The sequence below is a fragment of the Chitinimonas koreensis genome (assembly GCF_014353015.1).
GTDB classification, from domain to species: Bacteria; Pseudomonadota; Gammaproteobacteria; order Burkholderiales; family Chitinimonadaceae; genus Chitinimonas; species Chitinimonas koreensis.
In genome coordinates, this window is record NZ_CP060704.1 from 1,335,597 (window position 1) to 1,356,471 (window position 20,875).

16 protein-coding genes are annotated in these 20,875 nt (G+C 70.5%); 7 read left to right on the forward strand and 9 right to left on the reverse strand.

The genetic code is table 11. The annotated features are described in order from the left end of the window. Nucleotides 1–108: 108 nt before the first annotated feature. On the reverse strand, nucleotides 109–1,320 hold the full coding sequence (locus H9L41_RS05705; RefSeq protein WP_028447908.1) for a nitrate/nitrite transporter: 1,212 nt from the start codon (nucleotides 1,318–1,320) through the stop codon (nucleotides 109–111). Nucleotides 1,321–1,745: 425 nt separating this feature from the next. Between H9L41_RS05705 and H9L41_RS05710 the strand changes: the two genes are divergently transcribed. After that, the gene (locus tag H9L41_RS05710) at nucleotides 1,746–3,287 is read left to right on the forward strand and encodes a S41 family peptidase (RefSeq protein WP_034608085.1); all 1,542 of its coding nucleotides are present in this window, start codon (nucleotides 1,746–1,748) and stop codon (nucleotides 3,285–3,287) included. A 206-nt stretch (nucleotides 3,288–3,493) separates the two neighbouring features. On the opposite strand, the gene cysK is transcribed toward H9L41_RS05710, so the two are convergent. Continuing rightward, nucleotides 3,494–4,423 carry a cysteine synthase A gene (gene cysK, locus H9L41_RS05715; RefSeq protein WP_028447907.1) on the reverse strand — a complete coding sequence of 310 codons (930 nt, stop codon included), beginning with the start codon at nucleotides 4,421–4,423 and terminating at the stop codon, nucleotides 3,494–3,496. A gap of 295 nt (nucleotides 4,424–4,718) precedes the next feature. Here cysK and H9L41_RS05720 point away from each other — a divergent pair, with 295 nt between their 5' ends. From H9L41_RS05720 to H9L41_RS05730, 3 genes are all read left to right on the forward strand, one after another. Continuing rightward, nucleotides 4,719–5,942 carry a multifunctional CCA addition/repair protein gene (locus tag H9L41_RS05720; protein WP_028447906.1) on the forward strand — a complete coding sequence of 408 codons (1,224 nt, stop codon included), beginning with the start codon at nucleotides 4,719–4,721 and terminating at the stop codon, nucleotides 5,940–5,942. A 238-nt stretch (nucleotides 5,943–6,180) separates the two neighbouring features. Next, nucleotides 6,181–6,531 carry a phage holin family protein gene (locus H9L41_RS05725; protein WP_028447905.1) on the forward strand — a complete coding sequence of 117 codons (351 nt, stop codon included), beginning with the start codon at nucleotides 6,181–6,183 and terminating at the stop codon, nucleotides 6,529–6,531. A 3-nt stretch (nucleotides 6,532–6,534) separates the two neighbouring features. Then, a complete protein-coding gene (locus H9L41_RS05730) occupies nucleotides 6,535–7,674 on the forward strand; it encodes a 2-methylaconitate cis-trans isomerase PrpF family protein (protein ID WP_028447904.1) in 1,140 nt (379 codons plus the stop codon). A 153-nt stretch (nucleotides 7,675–7,827) separates the two neighbouring features. On the opposite strand, the gene H9L41_RS05735 is transcribed toward H9L41_RS05730, so the two are convergent. Continuing rightward, entirely contained in the window at nucleotides 7,828–9,549 is a 1,722-nt protein-coding gene (locus H9L41_RS05735) for a sensor domain-containing diguanylate cyclase (RefSeq protein ID WP_051319383.1), read from the reverse strand. A gap of 262 nt (nucleotides 9,550–9,811) precedes the next feature. Here H9L41_RS05735 and H9L41_RS05740 point away from each other — a divergent pair, with 262 nt between their 5' ends. The 3 genes from H9L41_RS05740 (at nucleotide 9,812) to H9L41_RS05750 (ending at nucleotide 12,164) form a co-directional block, all read left to right on the forward strand. Next, nucleotides 9,812–10,360 carry a peroxiredoxin gene (locus H9L41_RS05740; RefSeq protein WP_028447903.1) on the forward strand — a complete coding sequence of 183 codons (549 nt, stop codon included), beginning with the start codon at nucleotides 9,812–9,814 and terminating at the stop codon, nucleotides 10,358–10,360. Between the two features lie 63 nt (nucleotides 10,361–10,423). Beyond that, nucleotides 10,424–10,942: a carboxymuconolactone decarboxylase family protein gene (locus H9L41_RS05745; RefSeq protein ID WP_028447902.1), complete on the forward strand. Its 519-nt coding sequence runs from the start codon at nucleotides 10,424–10,426 to the stop codon at nucleotides 10,940–10,942. Between the two features lie 109 nt (nucleotides 10,943–11,051). After that, entirely contained in the window at nucleotides 11,052–12,164 is a 1,113-nt protein-coding gene (locus H9L41_RS05750) for a class I SAM-dependent methyltransferase (protein WP_265583944.1), read from the forward strand. A 314-nt stretch (nucleotides 12,165–12,478) separates the two neighbouring features. Here H9L41_RS05750 and H9L41_RS05755 read toward each other — a convergent pair whose 3' ends face one another. The 6 genes from H9L41_RS05755 to H9L41_RS05780 all read right to left on the reverse strand — a co-directional run bounded on the left by H9L41_RS05755 (nucleotide 12,479) and on the right by H9L41_RS05780 (nucleotide 20,862). Then, nucleotides 12,479–13,288, reverse strand: coding sequence for a hypothetical protein (locus H9L41_RS05755; RefSeq protein WP_028447900.1), 810 nt, complete (start codon nucleotides 13,286–13,288; stop codon nucleotides 12,479–12,481). 67 nt (nucleotides 13,289–13,355) lie between these two features. Continuing rightward, a complete protein-coding gene (locus tag H9L41_RS05760) occupies nucleotides 13,356–14,000 on the reverse strand; it encodes a CsgG/HfaB family protein (protein WP_265583945.1) in 645 nt (214 codons plus the stop codon). A gap of 1,246 nt (nucleotides 14,001–15,246) precedes the next feature. Beyond that, nucleotides 15,247–16,557, reverse strand: a complete 1,311-nt coding sequence (locus tag H9L41_RS05770; protein WP_265584024.1) for an RHS repeat-associated core domain-containing protein — start codon at nucleotides 16,555–16,557, stop codon at nucleotides 15,247–15,249. Nucleotides 16,558–16,559: 2 nt separating this feature from the next. After that, nucleotides 16,560–17,825, reverse strand: coding sequence for an RHS repeat domain-containing protein (locus H9L41_RS24390; protein WP_265583946.1), 1,266 nt, complete (start codon nucleotides 17,823–17,825; stop codon nucleotides 16,560–16,562). Further along, nucleotides 17,798–20,209 (reverse strand): DUF6531 domain-containing protein, encoded by a 2,412-nt coding sequence (locus tag H9L41_RS05775; protein ID WP_187523713.1) that lies wholly within the window; start codon nucleotides 20,207–20,209, stop codon nucleotides 17,798–17,800. Before H9L41_RS05775 ends, H9L41_RS24390 begins: the two co-directional genes overlap by 28 nt. A gap of 119 nt (nucleotides 20,210–20,328) precedes the next feature. Beyond that, entirely contained in the window at nucleotides 20,329–20,862 is a 534-nt protein-coding gene (locus H9L41_RS05780; RefSeq protein ID WP_028447897.1) for a hypothetical protein, read from the reverse strand. Between the last annotated feature and the right edge of the window lie 13 nt (nucleotides 20,863–20,875).

Below are 20,875 nucleotides of genomic sequence, written 5' to 3' on the forward strand. Positions count from 1 at the left end.
GGGCGGGGGAGTAGGGATGAAACAGGATGAGCCGGTGGTTGAGTACCCGCGGACCTGAAGCGCCCGGCTTTGCCGGGGGCCTGCACAGAAGCCCATTCCATGGCGGCCTCAGACCCGCGCGCCGGCGATATGCACGGCGCCCCAGGTGGTGCGCCAGCGTTGCTTGACGGAGAGCAGCCCGACCCAGGCCAGCAGCGCCAGCGCGGCGAAGATCGTCAGCCCGGTCGAATAGCCGCCGGTGAGCTGCTTGGAATAGCCGAGCCCGGCCGCCAGCAGGAAGCCGCCGATGCCGCCGGCCATGCCGACAAGCCCGGTCATCACCCCGATCTCGCGGCGGAAGCGCTGCGGTACCAGCTGGAACACCGCGCCGTTGCCCATGCCCAGCCACAGCATGCCGGCCACCAGGGCGGTCAGCGCCATCCAGGCCTCGGGCAGGTCGCGGCCGACCAGCCACAGGCAGGCCGAGGCCAGCGTGTACAGCACCAGCAGCGAGCGGATGCCGCCGACGCGGTCGGCCAGCGCGCCGCCGATCGGCCGCATCAGGGAACCGGCGAACACGCACAGCGCGGTGTAGAAGCCGGCCTTGACCGGGTCGAGCCCGTACTGGTCGTTGAAATAGACGGTGAGCGAGGAGGCGAGGCCGGAGAAGCCGCCGAAGGTGACGCAGTAGAAGAACATGAACCACCAGGCGTCGCGGTCGCGCAGCACGGCGAGGTAGGCCGACAGCTTCTTGGCCGGCGGGCAGTCGGGGCTGTCGCGGGCGAAAGCCAGGTAGACCAGGAAGACCAGCGCCAGCGGCGCCAGCGCCAGGCCGAACACCGCGTTCCAGCCGAAAGCCTTGGCCAGCGAGGGCGCGAACAGCGCGGCGATGGCGGTGCCCGAGTTGCCGGCGCCGGCGATGCCCATGGCGGCGCCCTGGTAGTGCGGCGGATACCAGCGGCTGGCCAGCGGCAGCGCCACCGCGAACGAGGCGCCGGCCACGCCGAGGAAGACCGCCAGCAGCATCACCTGGCCGAAGCTGTGCACGCCGGCCAGCCAGGCCACCGCCAGCGCCGCCATCACGATCAGTTGGCCGATCGCGCCGGCGCGCTTGGGCCGCAGGTGGTCGACCAGCACGCCCATCACCAGCCGCAGCAGCGCGCCGGCCAGCAGCGGGGTGGCCACCATCAGGCCTTTCTGCGCCGGGGTGAGGCCGAGGTCGCGGGCGATGTGCACCGCCAGCGGGCCGAGCAGCACCCAGACCATGAAACTCAGGTCGAAATAGAGGAAGGCCGACAGCAGCGTGGGCGGGTGGCCCGCTTTCCAGAAACCCTTGTCCATCTGTGTTCTCCATGCGTGAAGACGCAAAAAAGGCGTCCGCGCTGGGCGGCGGGTCTGCGATGAGAGACCGCCGCGTAGCGAGGACGCCTTTGTCCGGATTCGAGGGTTCGACGTTGAACCGTTGTCTTGCCAGGCCAGCGGTCCGCCGTTGAACCGTTGGGTGCTGCTTCATTCTGGCGGAACGCTAACAGCAACTGCCGTGCCAGCGTCGTGGCCTAGCTGGATCAAGGGCTTGCAGGCATGATGGCCGCGGCGCGGCCCGGTCCGTGCGCGCGGTTTGTGCATTGCAGCAGCGGCATGCACCGCAGCTGTGCGGAGCGGCGGCGGCCGTCGCGGCCGGCCGGCTTGTATGACACCGGGCTTCCCGCTACCCTCGCGCCCTTTCTGAAAACGCACCGGCCCGTCGCCCGGGGAGGAAAACAGCCATGTCGTCCAACAAGAACAACGCGCCGTCCGGCGTCCTCGCCACGCTCGCGCTGGCCCTGCTGCTGGCCGGTTGCGGCGGCGGCGGCGAAGGATCGGGCCCGGCGCCATGGAACGGCGGCGGGAGCAACGGCGGTGGCGGCGTGGCGGTGGCGCAGAAGTGCGCGGCCAACAACCCGTACCGCCAGGACGCCAGCGCGGCCACCACGCCGGGCACCCTGGCCGACGAGAAGGCCTGGCTGCGCGCCTACATGGGCGAGGCCTACCTGTGGTACGGCGAGATCCCGGCGGTGAACGCCGCGGCGGCGGCCTACTCGGACGAGCGCGACGTCTACGGCTCGCTCGACAACTATTTCGAAGCGCTGAAGACGCCGGCGCGCACCGCCTCGGGCAAGCGCAAGGACCAGTTCAGCTTCATCTACCCGACCCGGGAATGGGATGCGCTGTCGCAGTCGGGCGCGGTGCTCGGCTACGGCATCGAGTGGCACATGACCAGCAGCACGCCGCCGCGCGGCCTGCGCGTGGCCTACGTCGAGCCGGGCTCGCCGGCGGCGGCGGCCGGCGTGCTGCGCGGCGACGTGCTGGTGAGCGCCGACGGCATCCCTGCCGACGCCAGCGCGTCGTCGGAAGTGGCGCTGATGAACGCCGCGCTCTACCCGACCGGCGCCGGCCGCCACGGCTTCGTGTTCAGCCGAGCCGGCGTGGTGCAGCCGGCGCTGCAGCTCGACGCGACCACGGTGGTCAAGCAGCCGGTGCTGGTGGCCAAGACGGTCGACGTGGCGGGCCAGAAGGTCGGCTACATCGCCTTCAACGACCATATCGCCAGCGCCGAGTCGCAGCTGATCGCCGCGGTGAACCAGCTCAAGGCCGCCAGCGTGACCGACCTGGTGCTGGACCTGCGCTACAACGGCGGCGGCTATCTCTATATCGCCAACGAGCTGTCCTACATGATCGCCGGCCCGGCGCGCACCGGCGGCAAGGTGTTCGAGCGCCAGCAGTACAACGACAAGCGCGCGGCCGAGACCGCGGCGGCGGTCGATACCTTCAGCAGCACTGCCTGCCTGCTCGACGCCAACTACAACTGCACCTCGAACCAGGCGCTGCCGACGCTGAACCTGGGCCGCGTCTACGTGCTGGCCGGTTCGTCGACCTGTTCGGCCAGCGAGGCCATCGTCAACGGCCTGCGCGGCATCGACGTCGACGTGCGGCTGATCGGCGGCACCACCTGCGGCAAGCCCTACGGCTTCACTGCCAAGGACAACTGCGGCATCTCGTACTTCCCGATCGAATTCAAGGGCGCCAACGCCAAGGGCTACGGCGACTACGCCGACGGCTTCGCGCCGACCTGCCAGGCGGCGGACGACTTCTCCAAGCCGCTGGGCGACCCGAGCGAGGGGCTGTTCGCGGCGGCGCTGTACCACCGTGCCAATGCCAGCTGCAAGCCGGCGGCGGCGGGGAAGATGGTCGGGGAGGTGGCGACGGAGGGGTTCCTGCTGCGCGGGCCGGCGCGTGAGAACCGGATTCTGTTGCCTATCGGCAGGTGAAATGTGAAACGTGAAATGTGAAAGGTGAAACGTGTAGCCCCATCCCCCACCCAGCCTTCCCCTTGAAGGGGGAGGGCAGGGCGCCTGAGTCTCGATCGGTAGTGACCGTCAAGCGCGTCGCTGCGCTGCGCCCTCCCTTCAAGGGGAGGGGCGGGGTGGGGACGGGGTCAACACCTCACGCCTCACCCCTCACGCCTCACATCATTTCAGTCGACCAGCCCCTGGAACAGCGCCGTCGACAGATACCGCTCGCCGAACGACGGGATCACCACCACGATCAGCTTGCCGGCGTTCTCCGGCCGCCGGGCCACTTCCAGCGCCGCCCACACCGCCGCGCCCGAGCTGATGCCGACCAGCAGGCCCTCCTCGGTCGCCATCCGCCGCGCCAGCGCGAAGGCGTCCTCGTTCTTCACCCGCACCACCTCGTCGTAGGCCGCCGTATTGAGCACGCCCGGCACGAAGCCGGCACCGATGCCCTGGATCGGGTGCGGGCCCTTGGCGCCGCCGCTGAGCACCGGGCTGGCGTCGGGCTCGACCGCGACCGCGCGGAAACCGGGCCTGCGCGCCTTGATCACCTCGGCCACGCCGGTGATGGTGCCGCCGGTGCCGACGCCCGCCACCAGGATGTCGACCTGGCCGTCGGTGTCGTTCCAGATCTCCTCGGCCGTGGTCTCGCGGTGGATCTTCGGATTAGCCGGGTTCTCGAACTGCTGCGGCATGAACCAGCCGTTGGCCTCGGCCAGCTCGCGCGCCTTGTTGACCGCGCCGGTCATGCCCTCGGCCCCGGGCGTCAGCACCAGCTCGGCGCCGTAGCCGCGCAGGAGCGCGCGGCGTTCCTTCGACATGGTTTCCGGCATGGTCAGCACGCACTTGTAGCCGCGCGCGGCGCAGACCATGGCCAGGCCGATGCCGGTATTGCCCGAGGTCGGCTCGACCACCGTGGCGCCGGCCTGCAGCTGGCCGGCCGCCTCGGCCGTGTCGATCATGCTGACCGCGATGCGGTCCTTCACGCTGTGCGAGGGGTTGAAGAACTCGAGCTTGGCCACCACGCGGGCCTGGCAGCCGGCGGTGACACGGTTGAGCTGGACCAGCGGGGTATGGCCGATCAGTCGGCTGATGTCCTGGGCGATGCGCATGGGGAGTCTCCGGTTGGGGCGCGGCGCCGGGCCGCGTCGAGGCGAATGATAGGCCGGCCGGGGGCCGGCGATACAATGGCGGCTGACCATTACTTTAGAAGCTGTCTGCAGGCGGCGGCCGGATCGCCGATCCGGCGTCGGCCGGGCGCGCTGCTTTGCTTTTGCAGGCGCGGCCGGCCCGTATTGGGCTTTAGCCGCGAAGGCGTCGGTGGGATGTCCACCAATCGTGGCTGAAGCCGCGCCTACAAGAACCCACCGCGTGCAGGCGGTTCTCGAACCAACCGGACCGATCCCGATGAAAACCTATGTCGTAGGCGGCGCCGTGCGCGACGAGCTGCTCGGCCTGCCGGTGAAGGACCGCGACCACGTGGTGGTGGGCGCCACGCCCGAGGAGATGCTGGCGGCCGGCTTCAGGCCGGTCGGCAAGGATTTCCCGGTGTTCCTGCATCCGCGCACCCACGAGGAATACGCGCTGGCGCGCACCGAGCGCAAGTCCGGCCGCGGCTACACCGGCTTCGCGGTCTACGCCGCGCCCGACGTCACGCTGGAGGACGACCTGGGCCGGCGCGACCTGACCATCAACGCCATCGCCATGGACGAGGACGGCGAGCTGATCGACCCCTACCACGGCCAGGCCGACCTGGCCGCGCGGGTGCTGCGCCACGTCGGCGAGGCCTTCGTCGAGGACCCGGTGCGCATCCTGCGGCTGGCCCGCTTCGCCGCGCGCTTCGGTTTCGAGGTGGCCGGCGAGACGATGGCGCTGTGCCGCCACATGGTGGCGATCGGCGAGGTCGACCACCTGGTGGCCGAGCGGGTCTGGCAGGAGCTGGCCCGCGGCCTGATGGAAGACCGGCCCTCGCGCATGTTCATGGTGCTGCGCGACTGCGGCGCCTTGGCGCGGCTGCTGCCCGAGCTCGACGCGCTGTTCGGCGTGCCGCAGCCGCCGCAATGGCATCCGGAAATCGACAGCGGCGACCACGCGATGCGCGTGCTCGACTACGCCGCGGCGCAGCGCTGGCCGCTCGACACCCGCTTCGCCGCGCTGTGCCACGACCTCGGCAAGGGCGCCACGCCGGAGGAAGAGTGGCCGCGCCACATCGCCCACGAGCAGCGCGGCGTGCAACTGGTCGAGGCGCTGTGCGAGCGCCTGCGCGTGCCGGGCGACTGCCGCGAGCTGGCGCTGCTGGTATGCCGCGAGCACGGCGTCGTCCACCGCGCCGGCGAGCTGCGGCCCGAGACCGCGCTGGCGCTGCTGACGCGCTGCGACGCGCTGCGCCGGCCCGAGCGCTTCGAACGGCTGCTCGACGCCTGCGTGGCCGATGCGCGCGGCCGGCCGACCTTCGAGGCGGCCGCCTATCCGCAGGCCGACTACCTGCGCGCCTGCCGCGACGCCGCGGCCAAGGTCGACGCCGGCGCGATCGCGGCGGCCTGCGCCGACAAGTCGAAGATCGCCGACGAAGTGCAGCGCGCGCGGCGCGAGGCGATCGCGCGGGTGGCGCGGCCCGAGCGGGCGGGCTGAGCGCAGTGTCCGTCGGGCACGGGCGGCTCGCCAGGAAAGAAAGGCTTCACCGCCGAGGACGCCGAGGACACGGAGGAAATCCATGCGCGGAACGCCTTCCTCCATGTCCTCGGCGGCGAATCCCTTGCGGCGGATGCCGGCGGGCCGCGCCGGGCAGTACGCGGCGCCCGGCCCCATCTACCATGTGACGAGCAGGCCCGTTCCGCTGCCGTCTTCCATCCCTGAAAGGACTCACCCCATGCGCATGCTCGCCGTCTGGCTGATCGACGCCGTCAGCCTCTTGCTGCTCACCCACCTGATGCCCTCGGTGCAGGTCAGCAGCTTCGTCACCGCGCTGGTGATCGCGCTGGCGCTGGGCCTGGTCAACCTGCTGATCCGGCCGCTGCTCTTGATCCTGACCCTGCCGGTCAACCTGCTCACGCTCGGTCTGTTCACCTTGGTCATCAACGGCTTCTGCTTCTGGCTGGTGGCCGAGGTGATCGGCGGCTTCAGCGTGCCGGGCTTCGGCACCGCCATCGTGGCCTCGCTGATCTTCAGCGTGATCAGCTGGCTGGCCACCAGCCTGCTGCTCGGCAGCGGCAAGGACTGAGCGATGGCGCTGCACCGCATCGTCGCCACGCTGCTGCGCGGCGGCACCTCCAAGGGCGTGTTCATGCGCGCCGACGCGCTGCCGGCCGATCCGGCGCTGCGCGATGCGCTGCTGGCGCGGCTGATCGGCAGCCCCGACCCCTACGGCCGCCAGATCGACGGGCTCGGCACCGGCATCTCGTCGACCAGCAAGGTGGTGCTGGTGTCGAAGTCGAGCCGGCCCGGCTGCGACGTCGATTACCTGTTCGGCCATGTCGGCATCGAGGACGGCCGCATCGACTGGTCGGGCAACTGCGGCAACCTGTCGGCCGCGGTCGGCCCGTTCGCCGTGCTCGAAGGCCTGGTCGAGGCGCCGCGCGACGGCCAGGCCACGGTGCGCATCTGGCAGGCCAATACCGGCAAGGTGATCGTGGCCGAGCTGCCGGTGCGCGACGGCCTGCCCGATCAATCGGGCGATTTCCGCATGGACGGCGTGGCCTTCGCCGGCGCGCCGGTGCGGCTCGATTTCCTCGACCCGGCCGGCGGCGCTTCGGGCGCGCTGTTCCCGACCGGCCGCCGCGTCGACCGGCTCGAGGTGCCCGGCGTCGGCGCGCTGGAGGTCACGCTGATCGACGCCGGCAATCCGCTGGTGATCGTGATGGCCGCTGCGCTCGGGCTCGATGCGCGCGAGATGCCCGCCGGCTTCAACGACCGCGCCGGGCTGCTGGCGCGCATCGAGGCGGTGCGCGCCGCGGCGACGGTGGCGATGGGCCTGGCGGCCAGCGCGGAAGCCGCCACGCGCGAGCGGCCGAGCAATCCCAAGCTGTGCTGGATCGCGCCGCCGGCCGATTACCTGGCGGCCGACGGCACGCCGGTGGCGGCGGAACGCATCGACCTCGCCGCCCGCATCGTCTCGATGGGCAAGCTGCACCACGGCTTCACCGGCACCGGCACCATCGCGCTGGCCGCCGCCGCGGCGCTCGAAGGCACGCTGGCCAGCGGCCTGCTCGGCGCGCCGCTGGCCGGCCGGCCGCTGCGCTTCGGCCATCCGAGCGGCGTCAACGAGATCGAGACCGTGCTCGACGGCGAGCGGGTGGCGGCGTCGCGGCTGGTGCGCAGCGCGCGGGTGCTGATGCGCGGCGAGGCGTGGGTGCCGCTGGATTGACCGCGAAGGCTCGATCGGGCCTGTAGGCGCGGCTTCAGCTGCGAATGGCCACCGACGTCGCCATGGTGAGGTGCCCGCGCGGGCCGCGGCGCATGCTCGGCGATTCGCGGCTGAAGCCGCTCCTACGGTGTAACTGCCGGCGGCGGCGGGACGCTAGCCCCGCCAGGCCTCGACCCGGTTGCGACCGGTGTGCTTGGCGCCGTACAGCGCCTGGTCGGCGCGGGCGATCAGCGTGTCGATGCCGATGCCGGGTTCCCACTCGGCCGCGCCGAAGCTGGCGGTGATCGCGATCGGGCCGGCCGGGCAGGGGATCGAGATGGCGGCGACGTCGATGCGCAGCCGTTCGGCGATCTCGAGCGCGGCGTCGAGCGTGGTGTTGGGCAGCAGCGCGACGAATTCCTCGCCGCCGAAGCGCGCCAGGATGTCGACGTCGCGCAGCTGCTGGCTCACCGTGCGGGCCAGCAGGCGGATCGCCTCGTCGCCGATGTCGTGGCCGTAGCCGTCGTTGACGCGCTTGAAGTGGTCGATGTCGAAGATCAGCGCCGACAGCGGGCCGGGCTGGCGCTCGACCCGGCGCAGCTCGATCTCGGCGCGCTCGTGGAAGGCGCGCCGGTTGTAGAGGCCGGTCAGGCTGTCGGTGCTGGCCAGCTCCTCCAGCTTGTTCACCAGCCGCTGGCGTTCCTCCAGCGCGCCGAACAGGTGCTGGTTGGCGCTGTCGAGCAGCTGGGTGCGCTCGAGCACCTGCTCCTCGAGCGAGGCGTTCAATTGCGCCAGCTTGGACTGCTCGCCGCGCAGCGCGCGCAGCAGGTGGTCGAGCGAGCTGGCCAGCCGGCGCGTCTCCAGCAGCCGGCCGCCGATCGGCACCTCCAAATCCTCGCCGCTGCGCAGCCGGTCGGCGGTGCTGGCCAGCGCCGCCAGCGGCTGCGCCACCTGGCCGGCCAGCCAGATCCCGAACAGCGCGAACAGCACCGCGAAGCCGCCGCCGAGCGCCAGCACCGTGGCCTGCAACTGGTAGACCGGCGCATAGGCCTCCGCCGCCGCCTGCCGCACCACCACGGTCCAGCCCAGGCCGGCGTAATCGCCGTAGCCGCGCGTCGGCACCACCGTGGTCAGGTAGTCGCGCCCGTCGGGCCAGCGCAGCAGCAGGCCGCCGTGGCTGGCCGCCTGGGCAAGGCCGCCGGGCAGCCCGGCCGCCTCCTTGCCGGCCGGCGCCAGCAGCACCTTGCCCTCGCGGTTGAGCACGAAGGTCTCCACCCCCTTGGCGCGGCGGCCGAGGCTGAACACCGTATGCTCGACCTCGCGCGCCCATTCCCACGACAGATGCACCCCGAGCACGCCGCTGAAGCGGCCTTCGAGGTCGAATACCGGCGCCGCCACGTCGACGAAGCGCAGCGGCTCGCCGCTGGCCGGCGGCGGCAGGATCTTGGCCAGCAGCTTGGCCTCGTGCACGTCGCCGACGAAGCTGCCCTTGCCGCCCTCGATGAACCACGGCCGCTTCGACACGTCGGCGCCCTCGAGGATGCTGTCGGCCGAGTAGACCACCTTGCCGTCGGGCCGGGCGAAACCGATCCAGGCGATCTCGCCGGTGCTGCGGCGCAGCTTTTCCAGCACCAGCCGGTTGTCGCCGACCTGGGTGGCCGGGTCGCGCAGCTGGTGCAGCGCCACCAGCGTCTCGACGTCGCGCAGCCGCTCGTACAGGCCGAGGTCGAGCCGCGAGCGCATTTGCTCGGCCAGCTCGCTCAGCGCGGCGCCGATGTCGCGCCGCACCGCGTCGGTCGCCAGCTGGCCGAGCGACCACGACAGCACCACCGCCATCAGCACCGAGACGGCAGCGAAGGCCAGCGCCAGGGCGGTACGCAGGGAGAGCGGCGGCATGCAGGCATCCTCGTCGGGTCGGTCAGGCCAGTGTAGACAAACCGGCGGATATATAGGCCGCCGCCGATGCGCGCCCAGGGCTCGGCGCGGCCCGCCTTCGCTTCCTCCGGAATCGCGGCTGCCGCCCGCGGCGCTGCGCCTGCATCATAGCTTTAAGGCTATCGATTTTATTTAAACAATCAAATTTTCAAATCATGTGGAATCGCTATCATTCGCACATATCGAAACACCCCCAACCCATTGATCCACAAGGAGTCGCAGCATGAAGACCATCGGCGAGAAAATCGAAGCGTTCAGCGTCACCGGCGTGAAGCCCGGCTTCAACCACCACGAGGAGAACGGCGTCTCGGCCTTCGAGACGCTGACCGAGGCGTCCTTCCCCGGCAAGTGGAAGGTCATCTACTTCTGGCCCAAGGACTTCACCTTCGTCTGCCCGACCGAGATCGTCGGCTTCGGCAAGCTGAACCAGGCCTTCGAGGACCGCGACACGGTGCTGCTCGGCGGCTCGACCGACAACGAGTTCTGCAAGCTCGGCTGGCGCCGCGACCACAAGGATCTCGACCGCCTCAACCACTGGTCGTTCGCCGACGTGCAGGGCACGCTGGTCGACCAGCTGGGCATCCGCGACCGTGCCGCCGGCGTGGCCCTGCGCGCCACCTTCATCGTCGATCCGGACAACGTGATCCAGCACGTCTCGGTCAACAACCTCAACGTCGGCCGCAACCCGGAAGAGATCCTGCGCATCCTCGACGGCCTGCAGACCGACGAACTGTGCCCGTGCAACCGCTCGGTCGGCGGCGACACGCTCTGATCGACCGCGGCGCCGGCCGCGAACGCCGCCGGCGCCGTGCATGAACCCCGCCCAGGAGAAGACATGGAATTCCTCACCACGCTGCAAGCCCGCATCCCCGACTACGCCAAGGACATCCGGCTCAACCTCGACGCGGTGATCAAGCGTTCGAGCCTGGCGCCCGAGGAGGCGCTCGGCGCCGCGCTGGCGGCCGCCTTCGCCGCGCGCTCGAAGACGCTGGTCGATGCCATCCGCGACAGCGGCGCGCTGTCCGAGGTCGAGACCCGCGCGGCGCTGACCGCCGCCAGCCTGATGGCGATGAACAATGCCTGGTATCCCTATGTCGAGATGGCCGGCGACGAGGAACTGAAGACCCAGCGCGCCGAATTGCGCATGAACGCCTACGCCGGCCACGGCGGCACCGACAAGCGCCGCTTCGAGGTCTACGCGCTGGCCGCGTCGATCGTCGGCAAGTGCCACTTCTGCGTGGCCTCGCACTACAAGGGCCTGCGCGGCATGGGTCTGGGCGTGCAGGAGCTGCGCGACGTGGGCCGCATCGCCGCGGTGGTGAACGCGGCCGCGCAGGTGCTGTCGGTAGAGTAAGGGGCCGTTCGGCGCAGAACCGTCGGCCCGGCCCGTATCGGAGGTTGCTATGGCCTGGCAGATGCTTGTGGATTCGCTGAGACGACGCATGCCGGAGGCGCCGGTTCCCTTGCGGCTGGAACTCTGGAACGGCCAGGGCATCTCGCTCGGGCCCGAGCCGACCGTGACCATCCGCGCCCGCGGCCTGGCCGGCCTGCAGGCGGTGGCGCGCAGCACGCTCGACGCGCTCGGCGAGGCCTATGTCGAGGGCGAGATCGACATCGAGGGCGCGCTGCCCGACGTGATCGCGGTGGCGGCCGACCTGGCCGCCCAGGGCGGCGGCGACCCGGCCCGCGCGGCGCCGGCCTCGCGCCAGGCCCACAGCCGCGCGCGCGACCGCGCCGCCATCGCCTACCACTACGACGTCTCCAACGAGTTCTACGCCGCCTGGCTCGATCCGCGCATGGTGTATTCCTGCGCCTATTTCCACGACGAGGCCGATACGCTCGAGCAGGCCCAGCTGCAGAAGATCGACCACATCCTGACCAAGCTGGCGCTGCGGCCCGGCCAACGCCTGCTCGACATCGGCTGCGGCTGGGGCGCGCTGGCGATCCGCGCGGCCGAGCGCTTCGGCGCGCGCGTGCTCGGGGTGACGCTGTCGCAGCAGCAGTACGAGCTGGCGCGCGAGCGGGTGGCGGCGGCCGGCCTGGCCGGCCGGGTCGAGATCCGCATCGAGGACTACCGCGACGTGCGCGGCCAATTCGACCGCATCACCAGCGTCGGCATGTTCGAGCATGTCGGCCTGGCCAATCTGGCGACCTATTTCCGCCGCATGCACGCGCTGCTGGCCGACGACGGCGTGGCGCTCAATCACGGCATCACCAGCACCGACCCCGAATCGCGCGATTCGCCCTACGGCGGCGGCGATTTCATCGAGCGCTACGTGTTCCCCGACGGCGAGCTGCCGCACCTTGGCCTGGTGGCGCGCACCATGGCCGAGGCCGGCCTCGAAGTGATGGACGTGGAAAACCTGCGGCGCCACTACGCGCTGACCTGCCGCCACTGGGCCGAGCGCTTCGAGGCGGCCGGGCCACGCCTGCTCGAGCTGGCCGGCGAGAAACGCCATCGCATCTGGCGCGTCTACCTGGCCGGCTGCGCGCATGCGTTCGACCAGGGCTGGGTGGCGATCCACCAGGTGCTGGCGGTGAAGCAGGGCGCGACGGGGAAGGGCCGCTGCCGCTGACGCGCGACTACATGTACGGCGCCGGGCGGTTGCCGACCGGGCATTGAGCGCGCCGGCCATTCGACGATCCGGACGGACGTAGCAGCGGCTTCAGCCGCGAATGGCGGCGGAGAATGCCCGCCGATTCGCGGCTGAAGCCGCTCCTGCGAATTCATCCATCCCGGAGCGTAGGATGGGCACAGTTTTCGTGCCCACGCGTTTTTCTTGTGTGCCACGCGGGCACGAAAACCATGCCCACCCTGCGGCGATGCCGGAACCTGCGATGCGCGACCTGGCCGCTTATCCCGCTGCGCCCGGACAAGGGCGGCTTGGCTTCAATCGATCCGCAACCCGGCCGGCGGCTGGAAGCGCGCCGCGTCGATCGGCTGGTCGAGTTCGATCTGCGTCACCTCGGCGCGGATGCCGGGCCGGCCGCCGCGCGATACCTCCGATTTCAACACCACGTGCTGCACCGGCCGTTGCGCCGCCGGCAATTTGGGCCACGGCTGCCAGACGCAGGACGAGCCGCGCTCGCCCAGCGAGCGGCGGCTGCAGCGCTGGCCGGCCACCTGTTCCTCGCCGCCGCCGGCCGCGGCGGCCGCCGTCGCATCGGCCGGCGCGCCGGCTTCCGCCGCGTGGGCGGCATTGGCGCCCATCAGCGCAGCCAGCGCTGCGGCGCCGGGCACTTCGGCGCCCGGCGCCGCGCGCAGGGCCCGGCCGGCGTCGGTCAGCGGCACGCGGCTGCCCTTGCCCTTGACCATGTCGAGCTTGTAGCGCGAACCGTCGGCCTCGATCACGGCGCGACGGAACGGCCCGCGGTCGACGATCGCGCAGCTTTGCATGTCGACCTGGTAATCCGGCCCGGTCTCGTAGCGCGCATAGCGGCCGAGCGCGTAAAAGGCCTCGAAGCGGTAGCGGCCGACGTCGTCCGGCACCGCGCCGCCGCCGCTGGCCGAGCCGCCGCCGACCTGCTTGGCCTGTACGCAGGCCTGCCGCGCCAGCGTCAGCATCTGGCGCAGGCTGCCGGACGGATCGCTGACCTCGCCGCTCAGGTGCAGCGTGGGTGCAGCCTGGGCGCCGGCCAGCAGCAGGACGGCCAGGGCGGGCAGCGCCCGGTGGGGGAGGAGAGGGGAGCAGAGCCGCATGGGACGGGACGCCTGGGGAAAGGATGACGGCCGGTCCCGGCGCGGAGGCCGGGACCGCGCGGGACGATCAGTTGGACTTGGCCACCACGCGCTCGGTGATGCGGTCGCCGGCCAGCTGGTCGGCGACGAAGCTGGTCGAGCGCACCAGCACGTCGCGCGCGACTTCCTCGAGCGGGGTGCCCGAGATGCTGGCGTGGTTGCCGCCGAGCACGCCGATGCCGACGAAGGCGGCGCCGCCCAGGCCGAAGCCGGTCTTCTCGTTGTTGCCCTGGAAAGTCTTGGACGCCACGATCTTGGCGCGCTTGGCGTCGACGATGCGCAGGTCGAGGTTCAGGTGGGCCTTGGTCTTCTTGAACTCGGCGCCGCCGAGCGCCGGCACCCACTTGCCGACCAGCGCGCCGACGCCGGTGGCGCTCTGCTCGAAGCCGATCGAGGTGATGCTGCCGGTGACGATGTAGTCGGCGGTGTCGGTCTCGAGCTTCACGCCGTTGATCTCGAGCTCCTTGCGCACCTCGTCGAGCGCGGCGCGTTCGAGCACCTCGAAGCAGCCGGTCTGGCTCAGCGCGGTGCCGAGCATTTCACCGAGGCCGGAGCCGATCGCGCCGTAGTTGGGCGTGCTGACGTGGCCCGGGTTCCACCAGCTGCTGTTGCCGGCCGACTGGCCGCCGCCGCCGTAGCATTCCGACGACTTGCACTTGAATTCGGTGAACATGATCTTGGCCACCGGCTTGTTGCACTTGGGCACGGCGTACTCGCGCTCGTTGACCTCGGTTTCCTTGGCCAGCGCGGGCAGGGCCAGCAGCAGGACGGCGGCAGCAACAGCGATTTGGCGAAGTTCATGATTTCTCTCCTGATAGGTATTTGGATGCAAGCGATGGCTGATGGAATGCACGGCAAGGCGATCGGCCGGGATGACCGGCGCGCGCTTGGCGAAGGGAATCGGATTCGGGCGTCGGCGCGCGAGGATGTAGCCAGCCACCCCGATCGGGCAATGTAACTATGACGCTTGCATCGGTGATGATGCATTGAACGTGCGAATAGCATCAACTGGCGGAATCGACATGGCGGGGCCAGCTCGGAGTCTGTTGATTCATATATGAAAATAATGGATTTCTGATTTGCTGGCGCCGCCCCGGCCGCTTGGACTGCGCGGCCGGCCGGCCGGAGCGGGGCAGGGCTAGGCCACTGATCGCGCAGCGTGTCGTAGGGCTCGAAGAAGCAGGTCGGCATCGGCACTTCCACGCCCTGGATCGACAGCGGCGGCAGTTCGAGCGTGAAGCGCAGCGGGCGGCGCGGCAGGTCGAAGCGCATGATGGCGTGGATGGGCAGCGTCCGGTTGGTGACCTCGACGCCCGGATATTCCACCGGCGCGTCGACCGGCCGGTCGAGGACCGGTCGCCCGCCGCCGTGCCACAGCTCGCCGGTCGGCCGATGGATCGCGCCGCCTTCGATCAGCCGGATCTGCCGGTAGTCGAAGGACAGGTAGCCGGGTGGGTAGCGGCGGTGCTTCAACTGGTTCGAGTTGCTGGTATAGAAATGCCGGCCGGTGCTGGAGATGAACTCGGGCGGCCGGGTCTCGGGCAGCCGCAGGGTACCGATCGTGGTGCCGAAATACAGGTAGAAGCCCGGTTTGGCCGATTGCGCGATGTCGGGCCGTACCAGTGGAGCCGATACGATCGGCAGTTCGTCCGTGTTCGCCAGCCGTTCGACGAAAGCGTCGTGGGTAGTGAACGTGTCGTTGTAGGCACCGGTGCGCGAGCGATAGACCGCGGTGGCCCAGGCGACGTCGCGCGTGGCGGCGGGATAGCGGCGCTTCTCCTGGCGCTCCATGGGCTTGATGGCGGGATTGAGCATCAGTGCGCCGTCGCCCAGGGCTACACCCACGTCCTGCGCGCAGCCTGCTTCCGCCAGCAACAGGCCGCTACCGGCCAGTTTCAGGAAATCGCGTCTTTGCATCGTCAACCTCCAGCCTTTTGTGGAATGGCGCACGAGCCGGCCGGCAGGATGGTGCCCGGATAATCGGCGCAGGTCAGGCCGGTCAATCCCTCGCTGCGATTGTTGCGCGCCTTCGTTTCGACATAGCCCCATTCGGCCGTGGTCAGGTCGATGTCGTCGAAACCCAGATCCTTGATGGCCTGGTTGAGGATGGCGAGCTTTTTCGAGAAGGTCTGGTTGATCGAGCCCACATTGCCGTGCTGCGTCGGGTTCTTCAGCGGCGTCCGGGTCTGCTTCGCATTCGGGTCTTTGGGGCTCGACGTCACGGTTTGGCCGTCTACGGTCCAGGTGAAGGTTGCCTCTTCCGTCTCGCCGACCTTGTTGAAGTCGTTGAGAACCTCGGCGATGCTCAGGATATCGCGGCCGCTGCTGTTCTTCTCCCAGGTCGTCTGCGAGACGAGCTGGTTGAAGATCGCCTGCTCGGCTGCCAGGGTGCGGTCGCCGTTGGTATTCCAGTCGATGGCGAACAGCTTGCCCTTGTTGGGCTGCGGCGTGACCTTGAAGACGTTCAGCGTCTTGCTCCATAGAACCGGGTAGCCCCAGTGGTCGAAGGTGTAGTCGGGGTCCGAGTCGTACAGGCCATGACCGTCGCCCAGGCCCAGGTCGACGCCGGTATACGGCCGGTCCTCGTTGCTGGCGTGGCTGTAGGTATCGGCCAAGGTATGCAGCATCTCTCCGAAGAAGACCTGCTGAGCGCACTTGCTGCCGGCGTTGGCGTAGGCGTTGTAGAGGTTGTTCAACTGGTTCTTCGTATTGAGCGGATCGTGGATGTCCCCTTCTTGCAGGGTGTCCTTCATGAAGTGGTAGTGCTGCAGCGCTTCCTGGTTGGTCAGCAGCGAGGTGAGCACTTCGAGGTTGCCGTCCTGGTCGATCACCACCGGGCTGGTCGCCGCGTTGTCGTCGACGAACTGCGAAGCCAGCGCGATATTGCGTGCCACCGCCTTGTCCAGCCCGGCCGCGAGGCCGAGGTAGAACACCATGTAGTAGTGCATGTCGATCTGGTAGAGCCCGTCCGGATCCAGCTTGTTGATCGGATCGCCCGAGGCGTACAGGTAGGCGTCCGGGCCGTCCGGATAGCCGAGCGGATCGGGCTGCAGGTAGCGGCCGCTGCGCGGGTCGTAGCTGCGGTGCCAGTTGTCGTGCAGGCCGGTCTCGGCGTCGAAGTACTGGCCCGGCAGCCGCAGGTTCAGCACCGCGCCGCGGGCGCGCACCGATGCCTGGCCGGCCGGCGCCAGCGTGGCCTGCCACACCAGCTTGCGGTCCTGGTCGGTCATCGCTACCGGCGTGTCGCGCTGGTCGACATGGATGAACAGGATGCGCTCGGCGCCGGCGGCGTTGTCCGGGTTGGCGGCGCTTTCGAGCTTGGCGATCGGCACGGCGCGGCCGGAGCCGCCGGTCTCGCCGAGATAGAGGTACTGGCTGGTGATGCGGCCTTCGCCGTCGACCTCGGCCACCAGCTTGCCCTGCAGCCACAGGAAGTACTGCGTGACGGCCTTGCCGCCGACGTAGACGGTCTTGCTGGTGCGCTGGCCGAAGCTGTTGTAGCGGTAGCGCGCCAGCAGCCGGCCGCTGGCATCGCTGACCGTCTCGAGTTCGCCGTCGAGGGTGTAGCCGTAGCGATGGCGACCATCGTCGACGGTACGGCCGAGCCGGTCGAGGCGGGCCGGCGCCGCGGCCTGCGCCGGCGGCAGCAGCGTGGCGCCGGCCGCGCTGGTCCGCAGCAGCACCGGTGCCGTGGCGGCCTGCGGCGTTTCGAGCGCGCCGAAGCCGCCGTAGCGATAGACGCTGTCGAGCACGCCGCCGCCGTCGGTCCGGACATGCGCTGCACGGATCTTCGGCCCACGCCGTAGTCGTAGCGCGCGCCGAATACCTGCGCCTGGGCGGTGCCGACCTCGATCCGGGTGAGCCGGCCGGCGCTGTCGAAGCGCTTGGCGGTCTCCACGCCGTTGCCCTGGCGATAGCCGCCGATGCCGTCGAACGGATGGAAGCGGATGCCGGTCGCGACGTCGGTGCTCGGGATCATGCGCTGCAGGCCCTGCATCCAGCCGGGCAGGGCGGCGACCAGGCCGTGCAGCCGGCTGGCCAGCGCGCCGCGCAGCGTGACGCTGCGGGCGGCCTGGGTGGCCGGGTCGCGGCCGATCTCAAGCACCCGGCCGTCGGCCAGCGTCTGGCTGCTCGGCTCGCCGGTGCGCATGTCGTAGCGGGCGGCGGTGGCGTAGCGGGCGACCGGCCGGCCGTCGGTGCCGAGCAGGCTGACCGTGGTGGCGGCGATGCGGCCGGCGTCGTCGAAGGCGTACTCGGTGAGCTGGGCCGGATCGCGCACCTCGACCAGCCGGGCGCCCTGGTAGCGCAGCATGGTGGCCGACCATGGGCCGGCCTTGCCGCCGGCCGCCGGGGCCGGCCGCGCGGCCTTGAGGATCAGCCGGCCGGCCGCGTCGTAGCGGTATTCGGTACGGCTGCCGTCGGCCTGCACCTGCTCGGTCAGGCGGTCGGCCAGGTCGTAGCGCGCCATCTTCAGGCCATGGTCGGGCAGTTGCACCACCAGCCGGCGGCCGAAGTCGTCGCGCAGCGCATTGCCGGCGATCGCGTTGCCGTCCTCGCCTTCGGCTTGCGGTGCAGCTCGACCCGCATCTGTCCGTCGCGGGCCAGGTCGAAGCGCGCCCGCAGCGTGCCGGCGGCGTTTTCGCGCGTCCGGTGCAGCACCTCGTCACCATCGAGCCGATCGCTCAGCTCGCCGCGCAGGTCGTAGCGCCAGAGGCTGATGCGGCCGTCGGCGTCGAGCCGCCAGGCCGGCCGGTTGTGCGCGTCGTAGCGGGTATAGCTGGCGCGCAAGGGCTGCGCCTGGCCGGGTTCGTACAGGCCGGTGGCCAGTACCTTGCCCTCGCCGTCGAGCGTGAAGCCGCTGGCATAGCCCTGGGCGTCGGTCACCCGAAGCGGGTGGCCGGCCAGGTCGTAGTCGAGCCGGATGGCGCGGCCGGCGGCATCGGCCAGCGCGGTGGCGCGGCCGAGCGCGTCGTGCCGCTGGTTGACCACCATGCCGGCGCGTTCGACCCGGGCGACGCGGCCGGCGAAGTCGTAGTCCAGCCGGGTGGCGACGCCGTCGGTCGCGGTCCGCTCGACCAGCCGCGCGGCGGCACCGCCGTGGCGGAAGGTCTCGCGCAGCTGCTGCGGGTATGTCACCGCGGTGACGAAGTCGGCGCGCGCGTCGTACTCGATGCGGGTGACGTCGGAATCCGACGGGTCGGCCTTCGGTCCGTTCGGCAGCGGGCCGTCCACTTCGCTGAGCACGCTGCGGTGGTTGACGATGCGGTAGCGGTAGACCGTGCTGCGGCTCAGCGGCGACGGCTGGCGCAGCATGCGGGTCAGGTCGTCGGCGGGCGATCCGGCGGCCAGCGGGCTGAAGCCGGTCTCGGTGATCCGGGTGGGCTGGCCGGCGGCGTTGTATTCGAAGCGCAGCTGGTGCTCGCGGCCGGCGATCACGCTCGGCTCGGCGATCAGCGCCGGCTGCAGCGCGGCCAGACCTGCGCCCTGCGCCGGCGCGTACTCGTAGCGCCGAAGCCATTGCACGGGCAGCGGCTTGCCGTGGCGGTAGTCGACGCGGCTGACGCGGCTGGGACGGCCGTAGGCATCGAGTTCGGTGCGCACCGTGTCGATCGGCTGGCCGGCGTCGTCGAGCCGGGTTTCCTCGGTCAGCCGGCCCTGCGCGTCGTAGCCGTAGCGGCGGTTGCTCGGGCCGCAGGTGGCACAGCCGGCGCCGCGCACCTCGAGCAGGCGGCTCTGGCCGGCGAGGGTGGCATAGCGGTAGGTGGTGGTCTGGCCCAGGCTGTTGGTGAGCACGGTGACGCCGGGCTTGCGCCGGTCGAAGGCGACGCGCTCCAGCCCGGCCTGGCCGGCCACCGCTTCGCCCTTCACGCTGAGGATGCCCTGCCCGGCGGCATCGTAGGCCCAGGTCGAGATGCGCCGCTCGATGCGTTTGCCGTCGCTGCCGGCGCCGGCGACCGAGATGCCGGTCAGCAGCGATGGGAAGCGCGGATCTTCGTAGTGGTAATTGCGGCTGATGCGGTCGGCGCCGCCGGCCGGCAGCTCGACCCGCGCCAGGTTGGCCAGCGCCGCGTTCGGATCGGCCTTGTTGCCCTTGGCCGGCGCGGTGCCGTAGGCATAGTCGAAGCGGCCGACCGGGCTGTCGATGCTCTGCACGCCGGCGTAGCGCGCATGGCCGGCCGCGGTCCGGCGGTCCAGGTGGTTCAGCACCAGGCTGCGGCCTTGCGGATCGGTCACCCGGATCAGCCAGCCGTGCGGATCGTAGGCCAGGCTGACGGTCTCGCCGGTCGGCGCGCTGATGCGCTCGAGCCGGCCGCCAGCGTCGAAGGCCAGCACCCGGCCGTTGGCCCAGGTCCAGGCGTAGCTGGTGCGGCCGTTCGACACGCTGCGGCGCAGGCTGCCCTGGCGGGCGTCGCCGCTCAGGTAGCGGTCGGGTTCGAGCAGGCCGCGGTGGAACACGATCGGCGTGCCGTCGGCCTGCACGATGCGCAGGCTGTTGCCCAGCTCCTGCAGCTCGGTCTCGTAGCTCAGCTTCCAGCCGCGGCCGAGCAGGCCCTTGCCGCCGGCGGCGAGGCTGTACTGGCTGTTGTAGTAGCGGACGATCTCGAGGCCGAGCACGCCGGGCAGGGCGGGCAAGTCGGTTTCCTGCTGGAACTTGTTGCCGGTGATCACGTTGATCGGGTTGCCGGCGCCCTGGTTGGTACCGGAGTTGTTGCCCTGGCTGGCGGCGCCATCGCCGCCGCAGGTCGAGCCGCCGGGCGTGGTGCCGCCGCAGCAGGCCTTGGTCGGATCGCAATCGGCCGCCAGGGCGGCGTCGGCCGCGCCGAGCAGCAGGCCGGCCAGCAGCAGGCGGACAGCGGAATGGGAAAGGGAATGTTGCAGCATATCTATATGGTTGCCGGATCAATGAATGCGAATACGCGGCGCCGGGGCGCCGCGGCAAAGGCCGGCCCGTTCGGGGCCGGCCGGGTATCGAAGGAAAGCTGGAAAGCGCGGCCGCGCGGCTACTGCTTCTTCGGCCTGCGGCAGGGGAAGCGCTGCTGGATGCGGTCGCCGCCCTGCTCGAACTTGTAGTGGTCGATCAACCGGCCGCCGCGCGGCTCCAGCAGCCACTTGTAGTCGAGGCCCGACTGGCCGCTGCCGTCCAGCCGGTGGCTGGTCTCCACCTCGATTTCGCCGCGGGCGTTGCGGGCGAGGGAGAGGCTGCCGGTGAGGACGGTCTGCATCCGCGGCACCTTGGCCCGGCAGTCGAAGGCCTCGAATTCCAGCGGCGGCAGCAGGCCGGCCGGGGCACCGGCCGGCAGCGCATAGAGCACGTAGACCTCGTTGCCGGCGCTCTGCTCGTGGCAGAACACCTGGACGAAGCGGCGCTCGCCGACCGGGTGGCGGTCGACGCTCTGCGGCGGCTCGCCCGCCGACCAGCAGCCGGCGGCCGGGGCCAGCTTGGGCAGCTCGTCGGCCGGGTCGTCCACCGCCGCGGCGGGCAGGCCGGCGCCGGCGAAGAGGAGCAGCAGGGCGGTATGGAGCAGGGCATTCATTCTTCGCGTTCCC

What these genes read in the sequence shown, in the direction of transcription:
- H9L41_RS05705 (WP_028447908.1), bottom strand. Translation starts at nt 1,320, where the DNA reads ATGGACAAGGGTTTCTGGAAAGCGGGCCACCCGCCCACGCTGCTGTCG.
- H9L41_RS05710 (WP_034608085.1), top strand. Translation starts at nt 1,746, where the DNA reads ATGTCGTCCAACAAGAACAACGCGCCGTCCGGCGTCCTCGCCACGCTC.
- cysK (WP_028447907.1), bottom strand. Translation starts at nt 4,423, where the DNA reads ATGCGCATCGCCCAGGACATCAGCCGACTGATCGGCCATACCCCGCTG.
- H9L41_RS05720 (WP_028447906.1), top strand. Translation starts at nt 4,719, where the DNA reads ATGAAAACCTATGTCGTAGGCGGCGCCGTGCGCGACGAGCTGCTCGGC.
- H9L41_RS05725 (WP_028447905.1), top strand. Translation starts at nt 6,181, where the DNA reads ATGCGCATGCTCGCCGTCTGGCTGATCGACGCCGTCAGCCTCTTGCTG.
- H9L41_RS05730 (WP_028447904.1), top strand. Translation starts at nt 6,535, where the DNA reads ATGGCGCTGCACCGCATCGTCGCCACGCTGCTGCGCGGCGGCACCTCC.
- H9L41_RS05735 (WP_051319383.1), bottom strand. Translation starts at nt 9,549, where the DNA reads ATGCCGCCGCTCTCCCTGCGTACCGCCCTGGCGCTGGCCTTCGCTGCC.
- H9L41_RS05740 (WP_028447903.1), top strand. Translation starts at nt 9,812, where the DNA reads ATGAAGACCATCGGCGAGAAAATCGAAGCGTTCAGCGTCACCGGCGTG.
- H9L41_RS05745 (WP_028447902.1), top strand. Translation starts at nt 10,424, where the DNA reads ATGGAATTCCTCACCACGCTGCAAGCCCGCATCCCCGACTACGCCAAG.
- H9L41_RS05755 (WP_028447900.1), bottom strand. Translation starts at nt 13,288, where the DNA reads ATGCGGCTCTGCTCCCCTCTCCTCCCCCACCGGGCGCTGCCCGCCCTG.
- H9L41_RS05760 (WP_265583945.1), bottom strand. Translation starts at nt 14,000, where the DNA reads ATGTTCACCGAATTCAAGTGCAAGTCGTCGGAATGCTACGGCGGCGGC.
- H9L41_RS05770 (WP_265584024.1), bottom strand. Translation starts at nt 16,557, where the DNA reads ATGACCGACCAGGACCGCAAGCTGGTGTGGCAGGCCACGCTGGCGCCG.
- H9L41_RS05775 (WP_187523713.1), bottom strand. Translation starts at nt 20,209, where the DNA reads ATGCTGCAACATTCCCTTTCCCATTCCGCTGTCCGCCTGCTGCTGGCC.
- H9L41_RS05780 (WP_028447897.1), bottom strand. Translation starts at nt 20,862, where the DNA reads ATGAATGCCCTGCTCCATACCGCCCTGCTGCTCCTCTTCGCCGGCGCC.